The following is a 16,916-nucleotide window of genomic DNA, read 5'->3' as shown; positions in this document are numbered from 1 at the left end:
CCAGCTGCCGTGTCGCCGGATCGAGCCGATACAGCGCTGGCGCATTGATATCGATGAACCAGAGTTTCTGCTCGGCCACCGACCAGACCGGTGACTCGCCCAGGCCGCATTGGCTGTCCAGCAGGCAGGTGGCGTCCATGCTATGCCAGCTCATCGGCTATATCGGCGACCAGCTCGCCGATGCTGAGCGATGCGGTCAGCCCCGGGCTTTCGATGCCGAAAAGATTGATCAGGCCGGGCGCGCCGTTCTGATCCGGCCCCTGGATGAGGAAATCGTCGCCGGACTTGCCGCTGCCCCGGCTCAGTTTCGGCCGGATGCCGGAATAGCCGGGCTGGATCGAACCATCGGGCAGGCCGGGCCAGTATTGCCGCACGGCGGCATAGAAGCTGTCGCCGCGCGCCGGATCGACGTTGTAATCGACAGCATCGACCCATTCGACATCGGGGCCGAACCGCATCTGGCCGCCCATATCGATGGTGACATGGGTGCCAAGGCCGCCGGGAGTCGGGATCGGATAGATCAGCCGCGAAAACGGCGGCTTCACACCCGACAGCACGAAATAGTTGCCTTTGGCATAGTAGGTAGGCGGCACGCTGTCGGGCCGGATGCCGGCGATCTTGGCCGCAATCCCCTGGGCGGCGAAACCGGCCGAATTGATCACCAGCCGCGCCTTCAGCCGCATCGGATCGGCACCACCGGTCTCGATCACGATGCCGTCGTTGGCGACTTCGCCGCGCAGCACCGGCGAGGCCAGCGCCAGCATGGCGCCGTGGTCCTCGGCCTCGCCCTGATAGGCCAGCATCAGGCCATGACTGTCGATCACGCCGGTCGATGGCGACAGCAGGGCTGCCACGCAATGCAGCTGCGGCTCCAGCGCCAGCGCCTGCTCGCGCGTCAGCCATTGCAGGTCGTGCACGCCGTTGGCCTCGGCTTTTTTCTTCAGGGCTTCCAGATCGGGAAGCTGCGTCTCGTCAGCGGCGACGATCAGCTTGCCGCAGCGGTTATGGGCGATGCCGCGCTCGGCGCAGTAGGCATAGAGCGCCTGCTTGCCCTCGACGCAGAGCCGGGCCTTCAGGCTGCCGGCCGGATAATAGATGCCAGCATGGATCACTTCTGAATTGCGCGAGGAGGTCTCGCTGCCGATCAGGTCGGCGGCCTCGGCGATCACCACCTCGCGGCCGCGCCGGGCCAGGGCCCGCGCTACCCCCAGGCCGACCACACCGGCCCCGATCACCAGACATTCGACGCTGTCCATCGGTCGTCCAACTCCTTCTGACGCCCCGTTATCGGCAGCTGGCTGCCTCTGCGCAACCCCTTGTGCAGCCTGTCGATAACCGCCGCCGGAATACCGCCGGGCAGCGCTTGACTTCTCCGGTCCGGAGCCGTAAACACTCGCCTCGGTTCGGACGGCCCCTCGGGTCGGCTGCACCGTTTGCCCAGGTGGCGGAATTGGTAGACGCGCTAGCTTCAGGTGCTAGTGACCGAAAGGTCGTGTAAGTTCGAGTCTTATCCTGGGCACCAATTCCTCGATTGCCGCGCCGCGTAGCTTAAGGCGTCCGCAATCGAGTGCAGCACCCGAGAGTGCACCGTAAATGACCATCACCGTATATCAGAACGACCTGCCTGCCGGCCTCGACCTCGGCACCATGGTGGCTATAGACACCGAGACCATGGGCCTGCGCACGCTGCGCGACCGGCTCTGCGTCGTGCAGCTGTCGTCCGGTGACGGCAACGCCCATCTGGTGCAGTTCCGCAGCGGCACCGGCTATAGCGCGCCGAACCTCAAGCGCCTGCTGGAAAACCCGAAAATCCTCAAGCTGTTTCACTTCGCCCGCTTCGACCTGGCGGCGCTGAAACAGTATCTGGGCGCCGACACCACGCCGGTCTACTGCACCCGCACGGCGTCCAAGCTGGTGCGCACCTTCACCGACCGCCATGGCCTGAAGGATCTGTGCCGCGACCTGATCGGCGTGGAAATCTCCAAGCAGGAGCAGTCGTCAGACTGGGGTGCCCAGGATCTGACCGAGGCGCAGCAGCGCTATGCGGCCTCCGACGTGCTGAACCTGCATCAGCTGAAGACCGTGCTGGACGGCATGCTGGTGCGCGAGGGGCGCATGGCGCTTGCCGAGGCCTGCTTCGGCTTCCTGCCGGCCCGCGCGGCGCTCGACCTGGCCGGCTGGCCCGAGGATGACATTTTCGCCCACTAATCCGGGCCTTTACTCCCGATACTGCCAAGTCCCTGAAATTGGCTGCGAACCGGTCATCAGGTTTGCAATTCCGGGGGTGATTCTCCATACTTGGCACGATTCTTGTTAGTGTCTCGCAAGCGGTGGAAGCCCATGACGTCCGCACCATCCGCCGCGCGTATTAAGCGCGCCGGAAAGAAACGTGCGAAAGCCCCGAACCGGGCCGGTACATCCCGGTCGGGATCGGTCGTGCAGGTTGCCAGCCGGCGTCCGGCTGCCAGCCCCGATATCGAGGTCGGTCGCCGCGTCCTGCTGATGGAGGCCAATGGGCTCGCCGCCCTGGCCGCCAATCTGGACAGCAGTTTCGGCAAGGCGCTCGACATCCTGATGACGGTGAGCCGCGAGGGTGCGCATGCGCGTGCCATTATTTCAGGCATGGGCAAGAGCGGCCATGTGGCGCGCAAGATCGCTGCCACGCTCGCCTCGACCGGCACACCGGCCAGTTTTGTCCATCCTGGCGAGGCCAGCCATGGCGACCTTGGCATGATCATGCCGGGCGATGTGGTGATCTGCCTGTCGAATTCCGGCGAAACCCATGAACTGGCCGATGTCATTGCACATGCCAAGCGCTTTGCCATTCCCCTGATCGCCATGACCAAGAAGGCCAAGTCGGCGCTGGGCGAGGCGGCCGATGTGGTGCTGCTGATCCCGCCGGTGGAAGAGGCCTGCCCGATTGCGCAGGCGCCCACCACCTCCACCACCATGATGCTGGCGCTGGGCGATGCGCTCGCCGTCGGCCTGATGGAGCGGCGCGGCTTCACCAAGGACCAGTTCCGCATCTATCATCCCGGCGGTAAGCTCGGCCGTCAGCTGGTCAAGGTCAAAGACCTGATGCATAGCGGGGCGGAAATGCCGATGGTGGCGGTCGGGACCGGCATGCGCGATGCGCTAGTCACCATGGCCGGCCGCAGCTTTGGCTGTATCGGCATTGTCGGCAAGAGCGGGCGCGACAAGGACAAGCTGCTCGGCATCATCACCGACGGCGACCTGCGCCGCCATATCGAAGGCGATCTGCTGGCGCAGAAGGTCGAGACGGTGATGACCAAATCGCCGATCACCATCGGCCCCAACCAGCTGGCCGGCGAGGCGCTGGGCGAGATGAATCGCCGCCGCATTACCGCCTTCTTCGTGGTCGAGAACGGTCGTCCCGTTGGCATCCTGCATATGCACGATTGCGTGCGTGCAGGGATCACCTGATGCATGGCGCCATGATGACAGCCGATCTCAGCCAGCCAGGCACCCGGAAAACCCGTCGCAATGCCGATTTCGCGCCGCGCGATGGCGCGCGCATCCTGTCGGCATTGCCGCGCCGGCGCGGTTTTGTCCGCTTCATGAAATTCATCCTGCCGCTGATCGCGCTCGGCACCGTGGCGGCGGTGATCGCCTGGCCGCAGCTGTCCAAGCGGCACAACACCCTGTCGCTGAGTTTCAGCGATGTGGACTCCGCCAGCGCGGCGCTGGTGATGAACAATCCGAAATACCGCGGTTCGGATGCCAGCGGCCAGCCCTATGTGGTGACGGCCGACCGCGCCATTCAGGACCCCAAGGACGACAAGCAGGTGACGCTGGACCGCGTGCAGGCCGATATCACCATGAGCAGCGGCGAATGGTGGTCGCTGACCGCGGATACCGGGCTGTATAATGGCACCGCCCATCTGCTTGACCTGTATGGCAACATCAATGTCTATGGTGACCGTGGCAGCGAGATGCACGGCCATTCCGCCGAGGTCAACCTGCAGACCAAGGTGATATCCAGCGACGAGAAGGTGTGGGGCCAGGCGGAGTTCGGCCAGATCCGCGCCAACGGCATGCGGGTTTACGACAAGGGGCGGGTCATCGTTTTCATCAATGGCGTGAAGACGACGATTCTTCCGCGAGGGAAGCAGGGATGACGGCAATACGACTCTCCCATCTGTTCGCCCGCCGGTCCGGTCTGCGCCCGGCGTTTCTGGCTGCCGCCGTTGTTGCCCTGACCGGCGCTGACGCGGCCGCCCAGCTGAATCTCAACAGCAGGCAGGGCAACAACCAACCGATCGAGATTTCCTCCGACACCTTGGAAGTGCAGCAGGACAAGCAGCTGGCGATCTTCAAGGGCAAGGTCGATGTGGTGCAGGGCGATACCCGGCTGCGTTCGGAAGAGCTGTTCGTGTATTACCGCGACCGCAACGCGCCGGCTGCCGGCGCAGCCGCGGGCGGTACGCCGCCGCGCCAGCAGCCTGCCGCACGCCCGGCAGCAGCGCCGGCCGCGCCAGGCACTCCCGATTCCAGTTCGATCAGCAAGATCGAGGCGAAGGGCAGTGTCTTTGTCTCGACGCCGAAGGAACGCGCCCAGGGCGATTTCGGCGTGTATGACGTGGAAAAGAGGACGATCACCCTCACCGGCAATGTTCTGATGACCAGCGACAACAGCACATTGGTCTGCGCGCGTGCCGTGATGTACCAGGATACCGGCCGCAGCACCTGCGATCCGGCCCAGGGCACGCGGGTGCGGGCGGTAATCATTCCCGAAGGTGGCGAGAAGCCGGCCACACCGACTCCCGCCCCGGCACCGGGGGCGCGGCGCTGATGACGACCGGTAACGAAAAGCTTGATCCGGCCGGCGATGGCCTGCGCCTGGTTGCCGAGAATCCTTATCCGGGCCTTGCGGCGCATCGCCTGGGCAAGAGCTTCAAGAAGCGGCCGGTGCTGCGCGACGTGTCGCTGTATGTCCAGCGCGGCGAAGCCGTTGGCCTGCTCGGCCCCAACGGCGCCGGCAAGACCACGACCTTCTATATCATGACCGGCCTGCTGCGGCCCGATCATGGCAGCATCACACTGGATGGCCACAACATCACTGGTCTGCCGATGTATCGCCGCTCGCGGCTCGGCATGGGCTACCTGCCGCAGGAAGCCTCGATCTTCCGCGGCCTGACGGTGGAGCAGAATATCCGCGCCGTGCTCGAACTGGTCGAGCCTGAAACCGATCGCCGCGAGGCAATGCTGGACGATCTGTTGGCCGAATTCTCGATCACCCATCTGCGGCGCACACCGGCCCTGGCCTTGTCCGGCGGCGAGCGGCGGCGCTGCGAAATCGCCCGATCGCTGGCAACCCAGCCGTCTTTCATGCTGCTGGACGAACCGTTGGCCGGTATCGACCCGATTGCAGTGGGTGAAATCCGCCAGCTGGTGTCACACCTGAAGGATCGCGGTATCGGCGTGCTGATCACCGACCACAATGTCCGCGAGACACTCGACATCATCGACCGCGCCTACATCCTGCATGATGGCAAGGTACTGATGGAGGGCAGCCCGAGCGAAATCGTTGCCGACGAGAATGTCCGGCGGGTTTATCTCGGCGAGCGGTTCAGCTGGTGACGGGCGCATAACCATGGCGATGGGTCCCCGTCTCGAGCTTAGGCAGGGCCAGGCGCTCGTTATGACGCCGCAGCTGCAGCAGGCGATCAAGCTGCTGCAGCTCTCCAATCTCGAACTGATGGCCTATGTCGAGCAGGAGCTGGAGCGCAATCCGCTGCTCGAGCGGATCGACGGCGATGCACCCGGCGCCGAGGATACCCGCGATTCCTTTGAAGTCGCTGATGGCGATGCACCGGCCGAACGCCTGGATCTGAGTTCCGACGGCATCGCCGAAAAGGCGCGCGAGGCCATGGATGTCGATCCCGATGGCGACAACACCTTCAACAATGACAGCGGCTATGACGGCGCCAATGCCGATATGGGGCTGAGCAGCAATTACATCACCGGACGCGGCGGCGACGGGCGGTTCGACGAAGAGGGCGGCGGCTTGGAGCAGACCCTGTCGGAAACGCTCAGCCTTCGCGAACATGTGCAGGAACACTGGCTGCTGATGCCGGCCAATGCGACCGACCGCCTGATCGGCCAGGCCCTGATCGATACGCTGGACGAAGCCGGCTATGTCACCGAGCCGCTGGACGAGGTCGCCACGCGGCTGGGGATCGAGGCCGACGAGGTCGAGGCCGTGCTGCTGGACCTGCAGACCATCGAGCCGGCCGGGCTGTTCGCCCGCAGCCTGAAGGAATGTTTGGCGCTGCAGCTGCGCGAACGCGACCGCCTTGATCCGGCCATGCAGGCCCTGCTCGACAATCTGGAACTGCTGGCCAAGCGTGATATCCCGGGCCTGATGCGCATCTGCGGCGTGGACCAGGAAGACATCGCCGACATGGTGCAGGAAATCCGCGCACTGAATCCCAAGCCGGGCCTGCTGTTCGGTGGCGAGCCGGTGCAGACGCTGGTGCCCGATGTGTATATACGCCGTGGCAACGATGGCAGCTGGCTGGTCGAGCTGAACAGCGATACGCTGCCGCGCGTGCTGGTCAACAGCCGCTACTATGCCCGCGTGACCAAGGCGGAAAAGGCGGCGACCAACGGCGCGACGCCGAACGTCCAGCAGAAGCAGACCAAGACCTATATGTCGGATTGCCTGAATTCGGCGAACTGGCTGGTCAAGTCGCTCGACCAGCGCGCCCAGACCATCCTGAAGGTGGCCAGCGAAATCGTGCGCCAGCAGGATGCCTTCCTGCGCCATGGCGTGTCGCACCTGAAACCGCTGAACCTGCGCGCAGTGGCCGAGGCCATCGAGATGCATGAAAGCACGGTCAGCCGCGTCACCTCGAACAAGACCATGGCGACGCCGCGCGGCATTTTCGAAATGAAGTATTTCTTCACCGCCAGCATTGCGGCTACCGATGGCGGCGAGGCCTTCTCGGCGGAATCGATCCGTCACCGCATCAAGACGCTGATCGACACCGAAAGTGCCGAAGATGTCCTGTCGGATGACAAGATCGTCGAGATGCTGGCCGGCAAGGGTGTCGACATCGCCCGCCGCACCGTGGCGAAATACCGTGAGGCAATGAACATTCCCTCATCGGTCGAGCGCCGCCGTCTGAAAAAGGCCGGCCTGCTCAAGGCCGGTTGAGGCGAGGGCACAGACATGGCTGACATCGCACCGCTGTTTGACAGCAATCGGGCCTGGGCGATTTCAAAGCTCAATGCCGATCCGGGATTTTTCGACCGGCTCGCGCATCAGCAGAATCCGGCCTATCTGTGGATCGGCTGCGCCGACAGCCGCGTGCCGGCGAATGAGATCGTCGGCCTCGATCCCGGCGAGCTGTTCGTGCATCGCAATGTCGCCAACCTGGTGCATCCGGCCGATATGAACTGCCTGGCGGTTCTGCAATACGCCATCGAATTCCTGAAGGTGAAGCATGTCATCGTCACCGGCCATTACGGCTGCGGCGGTGTGCGTGCGGCGATGCAGCCGCAGCAGCTTGGCCTGATCGACCACTGGCTGCGACCGATCCGCGATGTCTATGCGCGCAACGAGGCCGAGCTTCAGGAAGTGGTTGAGGAATACAAGCGCGTCAATCTGCTGTGCGAACTGAATGTGCGCGAGCAGGTGCTCAATCTGGCCAAGACCACCATCGTGCAGAATGCCTGGCATCGCGGCCAGGATCTCAGCCTGCACGGCTGGGTATACGGAATATCAAATGGCTTGATCCGCGATCTCGGTGTCACCATATCCGGCGTGGAAGCCGTTGACCGAATCTTTCGTACCGAACCGGACCGGTTGGCGCCTTAGCCCTTGGGATCAAAGGTAAACCGTAGCCGGATGGCTGTGGATATCTTTTAAATCAATGGGTTAACGGATTTTCCCGTGGTTGACAGGGAAAAAGGCCTTCTCTATGGTCCGCCGCGCATGACGGGCGTTGGCCGCCGTACTACACTCATGCCCTGACCGATCGAACTCGGATTTCGACACAGATGAAAATCCTGACTTCCGGACAGCAGCTCGACCTCGGCGATTCTCTACGCGCCTATGTCGAGGAACATCTTTCCGCAGCCGTGTCCAAGTACATGGACAATGCCATCGAGGCCAATGTCGTGTTCAAGCGCGACGGTTCGATGTTCCATTGTGTATGCACTGTGCATGTCGGCGCAGGTATCGCCATGACGGCAGCGGCGGAGGGTAACGAAATCTATCTCAGCTTCGACCATGCTCTGGAGAAGCTGGCTAAACAGGTCCGGCGCGACAAACGCAAGCGACGCAATCATCACCAGCGGCTCCCCCAGGCCGGAGATGCGGCCTGAGTCTCGGTTGAGACCAGACCCATACCGGCGAAGCCGCGGAGGCACGATTCCAGATGGAAATCTTTCAGCTCTTGAGCCCTGATGGCGTAATCGCCAACCTCAAGGCCAACAGCAAGAAGCAGGCGCTCCAGGAACTCTCTGCGCGCGCGGCAAAAATCACTGGCCAGCATGAGCGCGCCATTTTCGACACCCTGCTGGAGCGCGAGCGCCTCGGCACCACCGGTGTTGGCAATGGCATTGCGATTCCGCATGGCCGCCTGCCCGGGCTGGACAAGCTTTATGGCCTGTTCGCCCGCGTTGAACGCCCGATTGATTTCGATTCGATCGACGAAATGCCGGTTGACCTGGTGTTTCTTCTGCTGGCCCCTGAATCGGCCGGCGCCGACCATCTGAAGGCACTGGCGCGCGTGTCGCGCCTGCTGCGCGACAAGGCGGTCTGCGAGAAGCTGCGCGGCGCAGAGAGCGCCGATGCCATCTACGCCCTGCTCACCGACAGCCCGACCAGCCACGCCGCCTGATCGCGGCGCTGCATCGAAGGGGACTGGTCGTAACCGTCAGGTCTGTTCCGTCAGTGCACGCTGACGGGCATCAGGTCGTTTTGCACCGCCGCCGCAAAGGCAAGATCGCGCTGCGGCGCGAAGCCGAGCTGGGTGCCATTGGCGGAATAGATGCCCCAAGCCGCACCTTCGGGCGTCTGTACTGGCCGGATATAGGCCAGATCAGGCGCGCCGAGATTGGCAAAGGTTTCTTCCGTCATCGGTGGCTGGGGACGCGTAACGTCGCCGGCATTACCGTGCTTGGTGTCGTGATCGTTGGGGAGGGCCATTGTTTTTCTCCTTCCGGCGCAGACTTAACGGGAGCCGCCGGTTTTGCCGGTGACGCCCAGCGTATCGCTGCGGCCGCCATCCGTCGTGTTGATCGCAATATTGCGAATCTGTGATTCCGGCCGCGGCCGGTGCAGGTCGATATGCAGAAGGCCATTGCGCAGTTCTGCGCGCACGACCTCTATGCCATCGGCCAGCACGAAGCTGCGCTGGAATTGCCGCGCCGCGATACCGCGATGCAGGTAGATGCGTTCCTTGTCGTCGCTCTGCTTGCCACGGATGACAAGCTGGTTGTCTTCCACCGTGATGCCAAGATCGGTCGCGCTGAAACCGGCAAGCGCCAGTGTGATGCGCAGATCATTCTCGCCAGTCTGTTCGATATTATACGGCGGGTAGCCTTCCGATCCCGCTTTGGTGGCGCGCTCGATCATGCGTTCAACATGGTCGAAGCCGAGCAGCAGGGGGCTGGAGAAGATCGAAACGCGGGTCATTCCATACTCCTTATAAAAGCGAGCGGCGCACGGACCCTATAAGGCATCCGGACACCGAAGATGTGGGGTGCGATGGCTTGCGGATCAAGGCCTGTATGGGCAGGATGTTGCCGCCAAAACGGAGACATATTGTGGCTGAAACTGGGCAAAAGATTGAAACTGTGGGCGTTATCGGCGCCGGCGCCATGGGTCGTGGCATTGCCCAGGTCGGCATGACCGGCGGCATGGCGGTTCTGCTGTTCGATGCCATGGCCGGCGCTGCCGCCAAGGCGCGCGAGGCGATCTTTGCCCAGCTTGACCAGATGGTGTCGAAGGGCCGGCTTGAGGAGGCTGCCGCCACGGCTGCCAAGGCCCGCCTGAGCGTGGTGGACGCTCTGGAGGCGCTGGCCCCGGCTGATCTGGTGGTGGAAGCCATTGTCGAAAATCTCACGGTCAAGCAGGAGGTGTTCCGCAAGCTGGAAGCAATCGTGCGGCCCGATTGTCTGCTGGCCTCCAATACCTCGTCGCTGCGCATCGCCAGCATTGCCGCGGCCTGTCAGAACCGCGACCGCATTGCCGGCCTGCATTTCTTCAATCCCGTGCCGCTGATGAAGCTGGTGGAAGTGATCCGCGCGCCGGGCAGTTCGGATGCCACGATTGCCAGCCTGGTTGCGGTGGGCGAGCGCATGGGCCGCCTGCCGGTGGTGGTGCAGGACAGCCCGGGTTTCCTGGTCAATCTGGGCGGACGGGCCTATACGCAGGAGGCGCTGCGCATCGTATCTGAAGGTGTAGCAACGCCGGCCCAGGTCGATGCCGTAATGCGCGACAACTGGGGCTTCAAGATGGGGCCCTTCGAGCTGATGGATCTGACCGGCATCGATGTCAATTTCCCGGTCAGCCAAATCATCCACGAAGGCTATTTCTACGACCGCCGGCTGGCCACCGCGCCGCTGCACCAGTTGCTGAAGGAAAGCGGCCAGTTCGGCCGCAAGACCAAACAGGGCTTCTTCGCCTATGACGAAGCCGGCAAGGGCGTGGTGCCTTCGGCCGATGCGACCTCGGCGGCAGAACCGGCCGGCCGCGTCGTGCTGGCCGATGCCGATGACGAGGCATTGGGCGAACTGCTGCGCAGCTTCGGCTTTGAGGTCAGCGGTTTCGATGATGGAGACAGCGCCATTCTTTGCGCGCCATTGGGCGAAGATTGCTCAACCTATGCCGCACGGCTCGGGCTGGATCATCGCCGCCTGTTTGGCCTCGATATCGCCGGCAAGCTGGAAAAGCGCCTGACCCTGATGCGGGCGCCGGGTGCGCGCCGCGACCTGTTTGATGCCGTGGTGGCCCGCCTGCATGCAGGCGGGCGCGCGGTGACCGCGATCCATGACAGCCCCGGCTTCATCGGCCAACGCATCGCTGCCATGGTGGCCAATCTGGGCTGTGAGATGGCGCAGATCCGTGTCGCCAGCCCGCCCGATATCGACAAGGCGATGATGCTGGGCCTGAACTATCCCTTTGGCCCGCTGGCGCTGGCCGATGCGATGGGACTGCAGACCGTGCATACGGTGCTGACCCAGCTGCAGGCCATCACCGGCGACGACCGCTACCGGCCCAGCTTGTGGCTGCGTCGGCGGGCACTGCTCGGGCTTTCAGCGCTGACCGAGGACTAGGCGGTCAGGCGCACGAAGGGGACAGGCTTTTCAAAGCCCTTCAGTTCGGCGCTTTCATGGTTGAGTTTGCGGCCGTCCAGCAATGGCGCCACGGCGGGATCGGCGGCCAGCGGCGCCGACAGCACCACTTCGCCGCGCCGGCTGCGGCCCTGCAGGCGGGCGGCCATGTTCACCGTACTGCCAAAATAATCCAGCCGCTCGTTCAGGGTGACGGCGATGCAGCGACCACCATGCAGACCCATCTTCAGGCCGATAGCGAGCTCTGGGGCAGCCTCTGCTGCCTGGCCCTCGGCAGCCAGCTCGGCCAGATAGTCGCGATTGAAGGCACCGATGCGGTCGCGGATTTCAAGTGCGGCGCGCACGGCCTGTTCCGGCGTGGCAAACGCAGCCATTACTGCATCGCCAATGGTCTTGATCAGGGCGCCGTCATGCTCGCGGATCGATTCCGCCAGGAAGCTGAAATGCCGACGCACCAGGCGATAGGCTGCCGCATCGCCGAGCCGCTCGTACAGCGCAGTGGAGCCTTCCAGATCGGTGAACATCAGCGTGATGCTGTCGATGCCGACATCCTCGCCCTCGCGCAGCACCTGCGCCGGCAGCAGGTCGCGGAAAGCCTGTAATGTCGTTACTTCATGGGCGGTCAGCGCGTCGCTGCGCCAGGCGCGGGATTCGATCACGAAGGTCAGTTTCCGGCTGCTGAGATTGTGCAGGACCAGGCCGCCGATGGTATCGCCGGTGGCGGCACGCATGGTGAAATCCGGTGTGGCGGCATCTTCGGCAATCATGGTCGGGAATGCGCCGCCATCATGCATGATCACGCATTCGCCGCCGGGTTCCAGGGTTCGCAGGCGGTATTCGCCGGCCGGCAGCGTTACCACGATGCGGCGCTGTTCGCCGGGCTGCAGAATCTGCTGCACCAGAATGTGGCGCGACACATGCGGCCCACCCATGCAGAACTCACCCTCGCCGATACTGCGGATCGCGGGGGCGGGACGAAAACTGATCTCGATATTGCTGGTGAAGTTGCCGTCATAGGCGATGTTGCAGGATGGGCAATGCGCCTGTTGAGGCAGTTGATCCAGCGTTGCCGCCGTCGCCTTGGCGCCACCGCAGCGCGGACAGAGCAGGTTCCAGGATAGCCCCAGCAGGCCGAGGCGCGTCGCTTCCAGGCAGAGTTCGGCAACATGGCGGACCGGCACCTGCCAGTCACGCGCCAGGCGGCGCGGCCGGATACGGATCAGGTCGACCTCCTGTGCCGTGGCGATATGGCCGGCCAGCCGGTCGGCCAGGTTATGATGGTATGACCCGGCGGCGATCTGCCGGGTCAGGCTGGCGAGGCGCTCGCGTTGTTCCGGCGCCGGCTCGGGCGGCGTGTAAAGGAAGGGCATGTCGGCCTGGCCGGCGGCAAAGCTGGCAGCCTGCCGCACCATCTCTTCAAGGCCCTTGCCGATCTTGTCCAGCAGCCCGGTGGCGAACAGCAGATGACCAAGGAAGCCGCGCGGCGTACCGCCGAGGCGGTAGGTGACACGGCTGCCGCCATCCGGGCCGGCTTCCAGCTTCAGCGCGGGGCCTAGGCTTTGCAGCGGGCCGCGCTGGAAAATCCGCATCTGGCGGAATTCGCGCTCGAACACCCATTCAAACGGTGGATCATCCCATTCGACGGCCACGCCTTTGTAACTGGCAGTGGCGCGACGGCGCACCGAGCCATCGGGCTGCGTGATTTCCTCTACCGCATAGCGCGGTGTGCCGGCGGCTTCGTTGAAGCGGGCGGTGTCTGAGAGATAGGGCCAGAGCGCGGCCGGCGGCGCCGGCAGCTCCCAGGTCCATGTTCGGTCGTGCAGTTTCTGCATGGGGCAGAAACTAGCACGATGCAGCCGTTGGCAAGAGGCCGGCGGGGTAACGCCGGTCACAGAAATCCGCGGTTCAGGCGCCGGCGGGCAGCGCCGCGCAGCGATCTGTTATCACATCGGCTTGATGGCCGGATCCGGCGCCGGCTCGTTGACGAGCATGGCTTCTGGCGGAATTTCTTCCACCCGCTGGTCGTAGGGGGCAGTGGGCAGTTGGGGCTGCGGGCGGCGGCCGGGCGGGGTCATCGGCATGCGCGGATCGGCCAGTGCGCGCGGCGGTGCTGGCAACTGGCGGCCTTCCAGCGAATAGGGATCGGGTTCCGCGTAGCAGTCGACGCCACCAAGCGTCTTGAAACAGAACACTTCCTGGCGATCGGTCGGCTTGAAATTGCTGACGCAATATTTGCCATCGACGATCACGTTTTCCAGATTGCAGGTCATCTCAAGGCGACGTTCGACGCGCGCTTTGAAAATCTCATAGCCGACACCGACAGCCGTGCTCTGGGTGAAAGGCGTAAGGTCACTGCGTTGATCGGAGCAGGCCGATATAGAGCCGACGAGCAACAGCGGAATCAGGACCGCTTGAATCAATTTACGCATGGGCTTCTCTCCTGCGTGCGGTAGCCATCTGGATACCGGTCAGCCATTCTGGCTACGCATTATCGCGCCGGATGGATTGAATATCCAGTTAAGCGATATGGTTAAAACGCGTTAGCCATAAGGCATCCGGCCTGCCGAGTGTCTCAGGCAGCCGGCTGTGGCAGGCGGATACGGAAGGTGGTGCCCAGCGGACCTGTGCGGGCCAGTTCCAGGTCGCCGCCATGGCCGCGGATCAGTTCGCGGGCGATGGCAAGGCCAAGGCCGGTTCCGCCACTGCGACCGCCGCGGAAGGGCTCGAACAGATGGGTCTGGGCCGCATCGCTCAGGCCGCCACCGCTGTCGGCCACTTCGATCACCACGCCGTTTTCGGCAAGGGCCGCGGCGACCCGGATATCGCCGCCATCGGGCATCGCCTGTGTGGCGTTGCGGATCAGGTTATTGAGCACGCGGTACAGATGCTCGCTGTCGGCCTGCAGCAGCAGGTTTTCCGGCACGGCGTTATGCCAGCGGATGCCGGTGCCGTCCGGCAGACCCAGTGCGGCTGCGACATCATCGACGAAATCGCGCAGGGCGATGCGGCAGGGCTCCGGCGCCCGCTCTTCGGCCTTGCCATACCGCAGGGTCTGGGCGCAGAGCGCGATGGCGCGGTCGATCGAGCCGACCAGGCGTGGCGCGACCTGCAGCACGGTGGGATCGGCCGAGGTGGCAAGGCGGTCGGAGACCAACTGCGCCGAGGCCAGCATGTTGCGCAGGTCGTGGCTGATCTTGCTGACCGCGATGCCGAGCTGGGCCAGGCGTGCGCGCTGGGTCAATGCCTGCCGCAGATCCTGCTGCATCATCTGCAGCTCGCGCTCGGCCATGCCGATTTCATCGCGGCGCTGCGTCGGGCGGATGATCTGCCGGGCGTCTTCTGGTGCGGCATGGAAGCCAACGATGCTGACGATCAGGCGACGGATCGGCCGCACCAGCAGCCATTGCAGGCTCAGATAGACCAGGGCACCGGTGATGACCGAGATGATCAGCGCTACCCACAGCACCTGCCAGGAGAAATCGCGTAGCGCATCACTCAGCGGCGCCGTCGGCAGCACCACCTCGATCCGGGTCTGCGGATCGCGCGGCGAGGGGCCCAGCACGCGCACATAGTCATTGGCGGGACTGGTCATCACCATCACCGCATTCATGATGCCTTCCCACCATTGCTGGGTGCTGAGATCGACCGGCTTGCCGAGCATTGGCAATTCCTGGCGGTCACTCAGGATCAGGGCATTCGATTCCTTGCGCCGCATCGCCACCAGCTTGCCGCCGACATTGCGCAGCAGCTCGTCTTCCAGTTCGGCGCTGACCATGCCGTTGGGGGCTGCAAGCAGGGCGAGCGCAGCCTGGTCGGCCAGTTCGATGCGCGATTCAAAATAGCTGATGCGGAACCGGCTCATTGCCGGCAGGTAGATCAGCACGGCCGACAGCATGGTGAAGGCAATGGTGAGCACCAGCAGGCGGCCGGACAGGCTGGCGACGCCGGGCGGGCGCGGCGGTTGCGTCGAATCGGTCGAGGCGGGGGGCTCGGCGGTCATGATGCAGGATAGTATAGCGCGTCAGCCGAACCGGGCGAGGAACTGGACGATCCGCCGGGTCAGCGGACTGAACAGCTTGGGACGGTAGAAATCGGCGGCCGCCTGCAGGGCACTGCTGCCGCGGGCCGGGAAGGGCGCAATCATGCCCTGGACTGCGCCGATGCCCAGCCCCTTGCCGATGGCGAGCGCCCAGGGATGCAGGACCTCGGCGGCCTGCGGCCCGACCGCGGCGGCGCCGAGAATGCGGCCGGTCGGTGTCGTCATTACCTTGAGCAGGCCTTCGCTGCGCCCCTCCGCCAGGGCGCGCTCGTTGAGAATGAAGGGGCGGCGCAGGATGTGGATGCGGCCATGGCGCGCGCGCGCGGCGGCCTCGCTCAGCCCCACACAGGCCAGTTCCGGATCGCAGGCGACCAGATCGGCAGCAGCCCTGCGGTCGGCGCGCAGGGGCAGCCGGAGCAGGATATTCTTGAGCACCACGCCGGCATGATGCACGACGATTGCCGTTGTCGCCTGCGGATCGACCGCGGTCCCGATGGCATGGACATGGTGGTTGCTGGTGCGCAGGGTACCGTCAACCACGATTCCACGCGGCCCTGTGGTGATGCCGGCCTGCCGCAGGTCGAGGGCAGCAAGATCGGCCTGCCAGCCGGTTGCCAGCAGCAGATGCGAACCAGCGATACGATCGGTGCTGCCGTCGGCATGATGCAGGGTCAGTACGATGCCGGTGGCGGAATTTTCCGCCAGGGTGATCGTGGTCTGCTCATGCAGCGTCACGCCGTCGCGGCGCAGGGCATCGACGACCAGGTCGCGCAGCTCCGGATCGTGGCGCGCAAGGCAGTGCTGGCGTTCGATCAGCGTCACCCGCACACCCAGGCGCTGGAAGGCCTGCGCGCAGGCTACGCCGGTGCCGCCGCCGCCCACGACCAGCAGATGCAGCGGGCGTTCGGCCAGATCGAAGATCGATTGCGGGGTCAGGCAGGCGATATCCTCCAGGCCGGGAATTGCCGGCATTGTTGGTTTTGCGCCACTGGCGATGACGAAACGGCGTGCCGTGACCAGGGCGCTGCCAACACTGAGCGTATCAGGCGCGGTAAAGCGCGCCTCACCCTGCAGCACCGTTACGCCAAGAGCGCCCAGCCGTTCGGCCGAGTCGTTCGGCGCCGCGGCGGCGATGACGGCATTGGCATGCCGCAGCACGGCCAGGATGTCGATATCGGGTTCGTCATAGTGAATGCCAAGCTTTGCCGCATGCTGCCAGTCGGTGGCGTGACGGGCGGCAGCGGCCAGCGCCTGCAACGGCAGCTCGGCATACAGCCGTGTACCGCCCATGTGGTCGCGCTCGATTAGAACCGTTTTGGCGCCGAGCATGGCACCGCCAGCAGCCACGGTGATGCCGGCGGCGCCGGCGCCAACCACGGCGATATCGCATTCGATCCGCTCGGTCATGCCGCCAGCAAAGACAGCGGCGCGGGCGAAGTCAAGCGAGCGACTCGGTATGTCGAAGCCCCCTGTCGCCCCGTTTTTGCCGCAATGGGGCGCCAAAGAGAGCAATTAACCCCGGTTTGAGCTATAGCTTTGGCCGGCCTCG

17 protein-coding genes and 1 tRNA gene are annotated in these 16,916 nt (G+C 64.3%); 11 read left to right on the top strand and 7 right to left on the bottom strand.

Annotated features, from left to right (window positions below):
* Positions 1-140: 140 nt before the first annotated feature.
* The gene (locus AAG799_RS10950) at positions 141-1,256 is read right to left on the bottom strand and encodes an NAD(P)/FAD-dependent oxidoreductase (RefSeq protein ID WP_341895869.1); all 1,116 of its coding nucleotides are present in this window, start codon (positions 1,254-1,256) and stop codon (positions 141-143) included.
* Between the two features lie 179 nt (positions 1,257-1,435).
* On the opposite strand from AAG799_RS10950, the gene AAG799_RS10945 reads away from it, so the two are divergent.
* From AAG799_RS10945 to ptsN, 10 genes are all read left to right on the top strand, one after another.
* Positions 1,436-1,522: transfer RNA gene (locus tag AAG799_RS10945), tRNA-Leu, on the top strand.
* Between the two features lie 71 nt (positions 1,523-1,593).
* Complete coding sequence (locus tag AAG799_RS10940; RefSeq protein ID WP_341895868.1) at positions 1,594-2,208, top strand: ribonuclease D; 615 nt, start codon at positions 1,594-1,596, stop codon at positions 2,206-2,208.
* Between the two features lie 228 nt (positions 2,209-2,436).
* Entirely contained in the window at positions 2,437-3,444 is a 1,008-nt protein-coding gene (locus AAG799_RS10935) for a KpsF/GutQ family sugar-phosphate isomerase (protein ID WP_341895867.1), read from the top strand.
* Positions 3,444-4,139, top strand: a complete 696-nt coding sequence (gene lptC, locus AAG799_RS10930; RefSeq protein ID WP_341895866.1) for an LPS export ABC transporter periplasmic protein LptC — start codon at positions 3,444-3,446, stop codon at positions 4,137-4,139. Before AAG799_RS10935 ends, lptC begins: the two co-directional genes overlap by 1 nt.
* Positions 4,136-4,813: an LptA/OstA family protein gene (locus AAG799_RS10925; RefSeq protein ID WP_341895865.1), complete on the top strand. Its 678-nt coding sequence runs from the start codon at positions 4,136-4,138 to the stop codon at positions 4,811-4,813. Before lptC ends, AAG799_RS10925 begins: the two co-directional genes overlap by 4 nt.
* On the top strand, positions 4,813-5,601 hold the full coding sequence (lptB, locus tag AAG799_RS10920; protein WP_341895864.1) for an LPS export ABC transporter ATP-binding protein: 789 nt from the start codon (positions 4,813-4,815) through the stop codon (positions 5,599-5,601). Before AAG799_RS10925 ends, lptB begins: the two co-directional genes overlap by 1 nt.
* A gap of 13 nt (positions 5,602-5,614) precedes the next feature.
* Entirely contained in the window at positions 5,615-7,180 is a 1,566-nt protein-coding gene (rpoN, locus tag AAG799_RS10915; protein WP_341895863.1) for an RNA polymerase factor sigma-54, read from the top strand.
* 15 nt (positions 7,181-7,195) lie between these two features.
* Complete coding sequence (can, locus tag AAG799_RS10910) at positions 7,196-7,843, top strand: carbonate dehydratase (RefSeq protein WP_341895862.1); 648 nt, start codon at positions 7,196-7,198, stop codon at positions 7,841-7,843.
* Positions 7,844-8,025: 182 nt separating this feature from the next.
* On the top strand, positions 8,026-8,352 hold the full coding sequence (gene raiA, locus AAG799_RS10905; RefSeq protein WP_341895861.1) for a ribosome-associated translation inhibitor RaiA: 327 nt from the start codon (positions 8,026-8,028) through the stop codon (positions 8,350-8,352).
* Positions 8,353-8,405: 53 nt separating this feature from the next.
* On the top strand, positions 8,406-8,870 hold the full coding sequence (gene ptsN, locus AAG799_RS10900) for a PTS IIA-like nitrogen regulatory protein PtsN (RefSeq protein ID WP_341895860.1): 465 nt from the start codon (positions 8,406-8,408) through the stop codon (positions 8,868-8,870).
* Positions 8,871-8,920: 50 nt separating this feature from the next.
* On the opposite strand, the gene AAG799_RS10895 is transcribed toward ptsN, so the two are convergent.
* Together AAG799_RS10895 and AAG799_RS10890 are read right to left on the bottom strand one after the other, a co-directional pair.
* Positions 8,921-9,178, bottom strand: a complete 258-nt coding sequence (locus AAG799_RS10895) for a DUF1150 family protein (protein ID WP_341895859.1) — start codon at positions 9,176-9,178, stop codon at positions 8,921-8,923.
* A 24-nt stretch (positions 9,179-9,202) separates the two neighbouring features.
* A complete protein-coding gene (locus AAG799_RS10890; RefSeq protein ID WP_341895858.1) occupies positions 9,203-9,667 on the bottom strand; it encodes an Hsp20 family protein in 465 nt (154 codons plus the stop codon).
* A gap of 95 nt (positions 9,668-9,762) precedes the next feature.
* Here AAG799_RS10890 and AAG799_RS10885 point away from each other — a divergent pair, with 95 nt between their 5' ends.
* Entirely contained in the window at positions 9,763-11,310 is a 1,548-nt protein-coding gene (locus AAG799_RS10885) for a 3-hydroxyacyl-CoA dehydrogenase (RefSeq protein ID WP_341895857.1), read from the top strand.
* Here the strand turns inward: AAG799_RS10885 and AAG799_RS10880 are convergent.
* The 4 genes from AAG799_RS10880 to AAG799_RS10865 form a co-directional block, all read right to left on the bottom strand.
* On the bottom strand, positions 11,307-13,160 hold the full coding sequence (locus AAG799_RS10880; protein WP_341895856.1) for an adenylate/guanylate cyclase domain-containing protein: 1,854 nt from the start codon (positions 13,158-13,160) through the stop codon (positions 11,307-11,309). The genes AAG799_RS10885 and AAG799_RS10880 overlap by 4 nt on opposite strands.
* Positions 13,161-13,271: 111 nt before the next feature.
* The gene (locus AAG799_RS10875) at positions 13,272-13,757 is read right to left on the bottom strand and encodes a hypothetical protein (RefSeq protein WP_341895855.1); all 486 of its coding nucleotides are present in this window, start codon (positions 13,755-13,757) and stop codon (positions 13,272-13,274) included.
* Positions 13,758-13,900: 143 nt separating this feature from the next.
* Positions 13,901-15,328 carry a HAMP domain-containing sensor histidine kinase gene (locus tag AAG799_RS10870; RefSeq protein ID WP_341895854.1) on the bottom strand — a complete coding sequence of 476 codons (1,428 nt, stop codon included), beginning with the start codon at positions 15,326-15,328 and terminating at the stop codon, positions 13,901-13,903.
* Between the two features lie 21 nt (positions 15,329-15,349).
* Positions 15,350-16,774 (bottom strand): FAD-dependent oxidoreductase, encoded by a 1,425-nt coding sequence (locus tag AAG799_RS10865; RefSeq protein ID WP_341895853.1) that lies wholly within the window; start codon positions 16,772-16,774, stop codon positions 15,350-15,352.
* Positions 16,775-16,916: the final 142 nt, after the last annotated feature.

The sequence above is a fragment of the Ferrovibrio terrae genome (genome assembly GCF_943371255.1).
Taxonomy (GTDB): Bacteria; Pseudomonadota; Alphaproteobacteria; order Ferrovibrionales; family Ferrovibrionaceae; genus Ferrovibrio; species Ferrovibrio terrae_B.
This window is presented reverse-complemented; position numbering and strand designations above follow the sequence as displayed.

What these genes read in the sequence shown, in the direction of transcription:
- AAG799_RS10890 (WP_341895858.1), bottom strand. Translation starts at nt 9,667, where the DNA reads ATGACCCGCGTTTCGATCTTCTCCAGCCCCCTGCTGCTCGGCTTCGAC.
- AAG799_RS10950 (WP_341895869.1), bottom strand. Translation starts at nt 1,256, where the DNA reads ATGGACAGCGTCGAATGTCTGGTGATCGGGGCCGGTGTGGTCGGCCTG.
- AAG799_RS10940 (WP_341895868.1), top strand. Translation starts at nt 1,594, where the DNA reads ATGACCATCACCGTATATCAGAACGACCTGCCTGCCGGCCTCGACCTC.
- AAG799_RS10885 (WP_341895857.1), top strand. Translation starts at nt 9,763, where the DNA reads ATGGGCAGGATGTTGCCGCCAAAACGGAGACATATTGTGGCTGAAACT.
- AAG799_RS10880 (WP_341895856.1), bottom strand. Translation starts at nt 13,160, where the DNA reads ATGCAGAAACTGCACGACCGAACATGGACCTGGGAGCTGCCGGCGCCG.
- ptsN (WP_341895860.1), top strand. Translation starts at nt 8,406, where the DNA reads ATGGAAATCTTTCAGCTCTTGAGCCCTGATGGCGTAATCGCCAACCTC.
- can (WP_341895862.1), top strand. Translation starts at nt 7,196, where the DNA reads ATGGCTGACATCGCACCGCTGTTTGACAGCAATCGGGCCTGGGCGATT.
- AAG799_RS10925 (WP_341895865.1), top strand. Translation starts at nt 4,136, where the DNA reads ATGACGGCAATACGACTCTCCCATCTGTTCGCCCGCCGGTCCGGTCTG.
- AAG799_RS10865 (WP_341895853.1), bottom strand. Translation starts at nt 16,774, where the DNA reads ATGACCGAGCGGATCGAATGCGATATCGCCGTGGTTGGCGCCGGCGCC.
- AAG799_RS10870 (WP_341895854.1), bottom strand. Translation starts at nt 15,328, where the DNA reads ATGACCGCCGAGCCCCCCGCCTCGACCGATTCGACGCAACCGCCGCGC.
- AAG799_RS10875 (WP_341895855.1), bottom strand. Translation starts at nt 13,757, where the DNA reads ATGCGTAAATTGATTCAAGCGGTCCTGATTCCGCTGTTGCTCGTCGGC.
- raiA (WP_341895861.1), top strand. Translation starts at nt 8,026, where the DNA reads ATGAAAATCCTGACTTCCGGACAGCAGCTCGACCTCGGCGATTCTCTA.
- lptB (WP_341895864.1), top strand. Translation starts at nt 4,813, where the DNA reads ATGACGACCGGTAACGAAAAGCTTGATCCGGCCGGCGATGGCCTGCGC.
- AAG799_RS10895 (WP_341895859.1), bottom strand. Translation starts at nt 9,178, where the DNA reads ATGGCCCTCCCCAACGATCACGACACCAAGCACGGTAATGCCGGCGAC.
- rpoN (WP_341895863.1), top strand. Translation starts at nt 5,615, where the DNA reads ATGGCGATGGGTCCCCGTCTCGAGCTTAGGCAGGGCCAGGCGCTCGTT.
- lptC (WP_341895866.1), top strand. Translation starts at nt 3,444, where the DNA reads ATGCATGGCGCCATGATGACAGCCGATCTCAGCCAGCCAGGCACCCGG.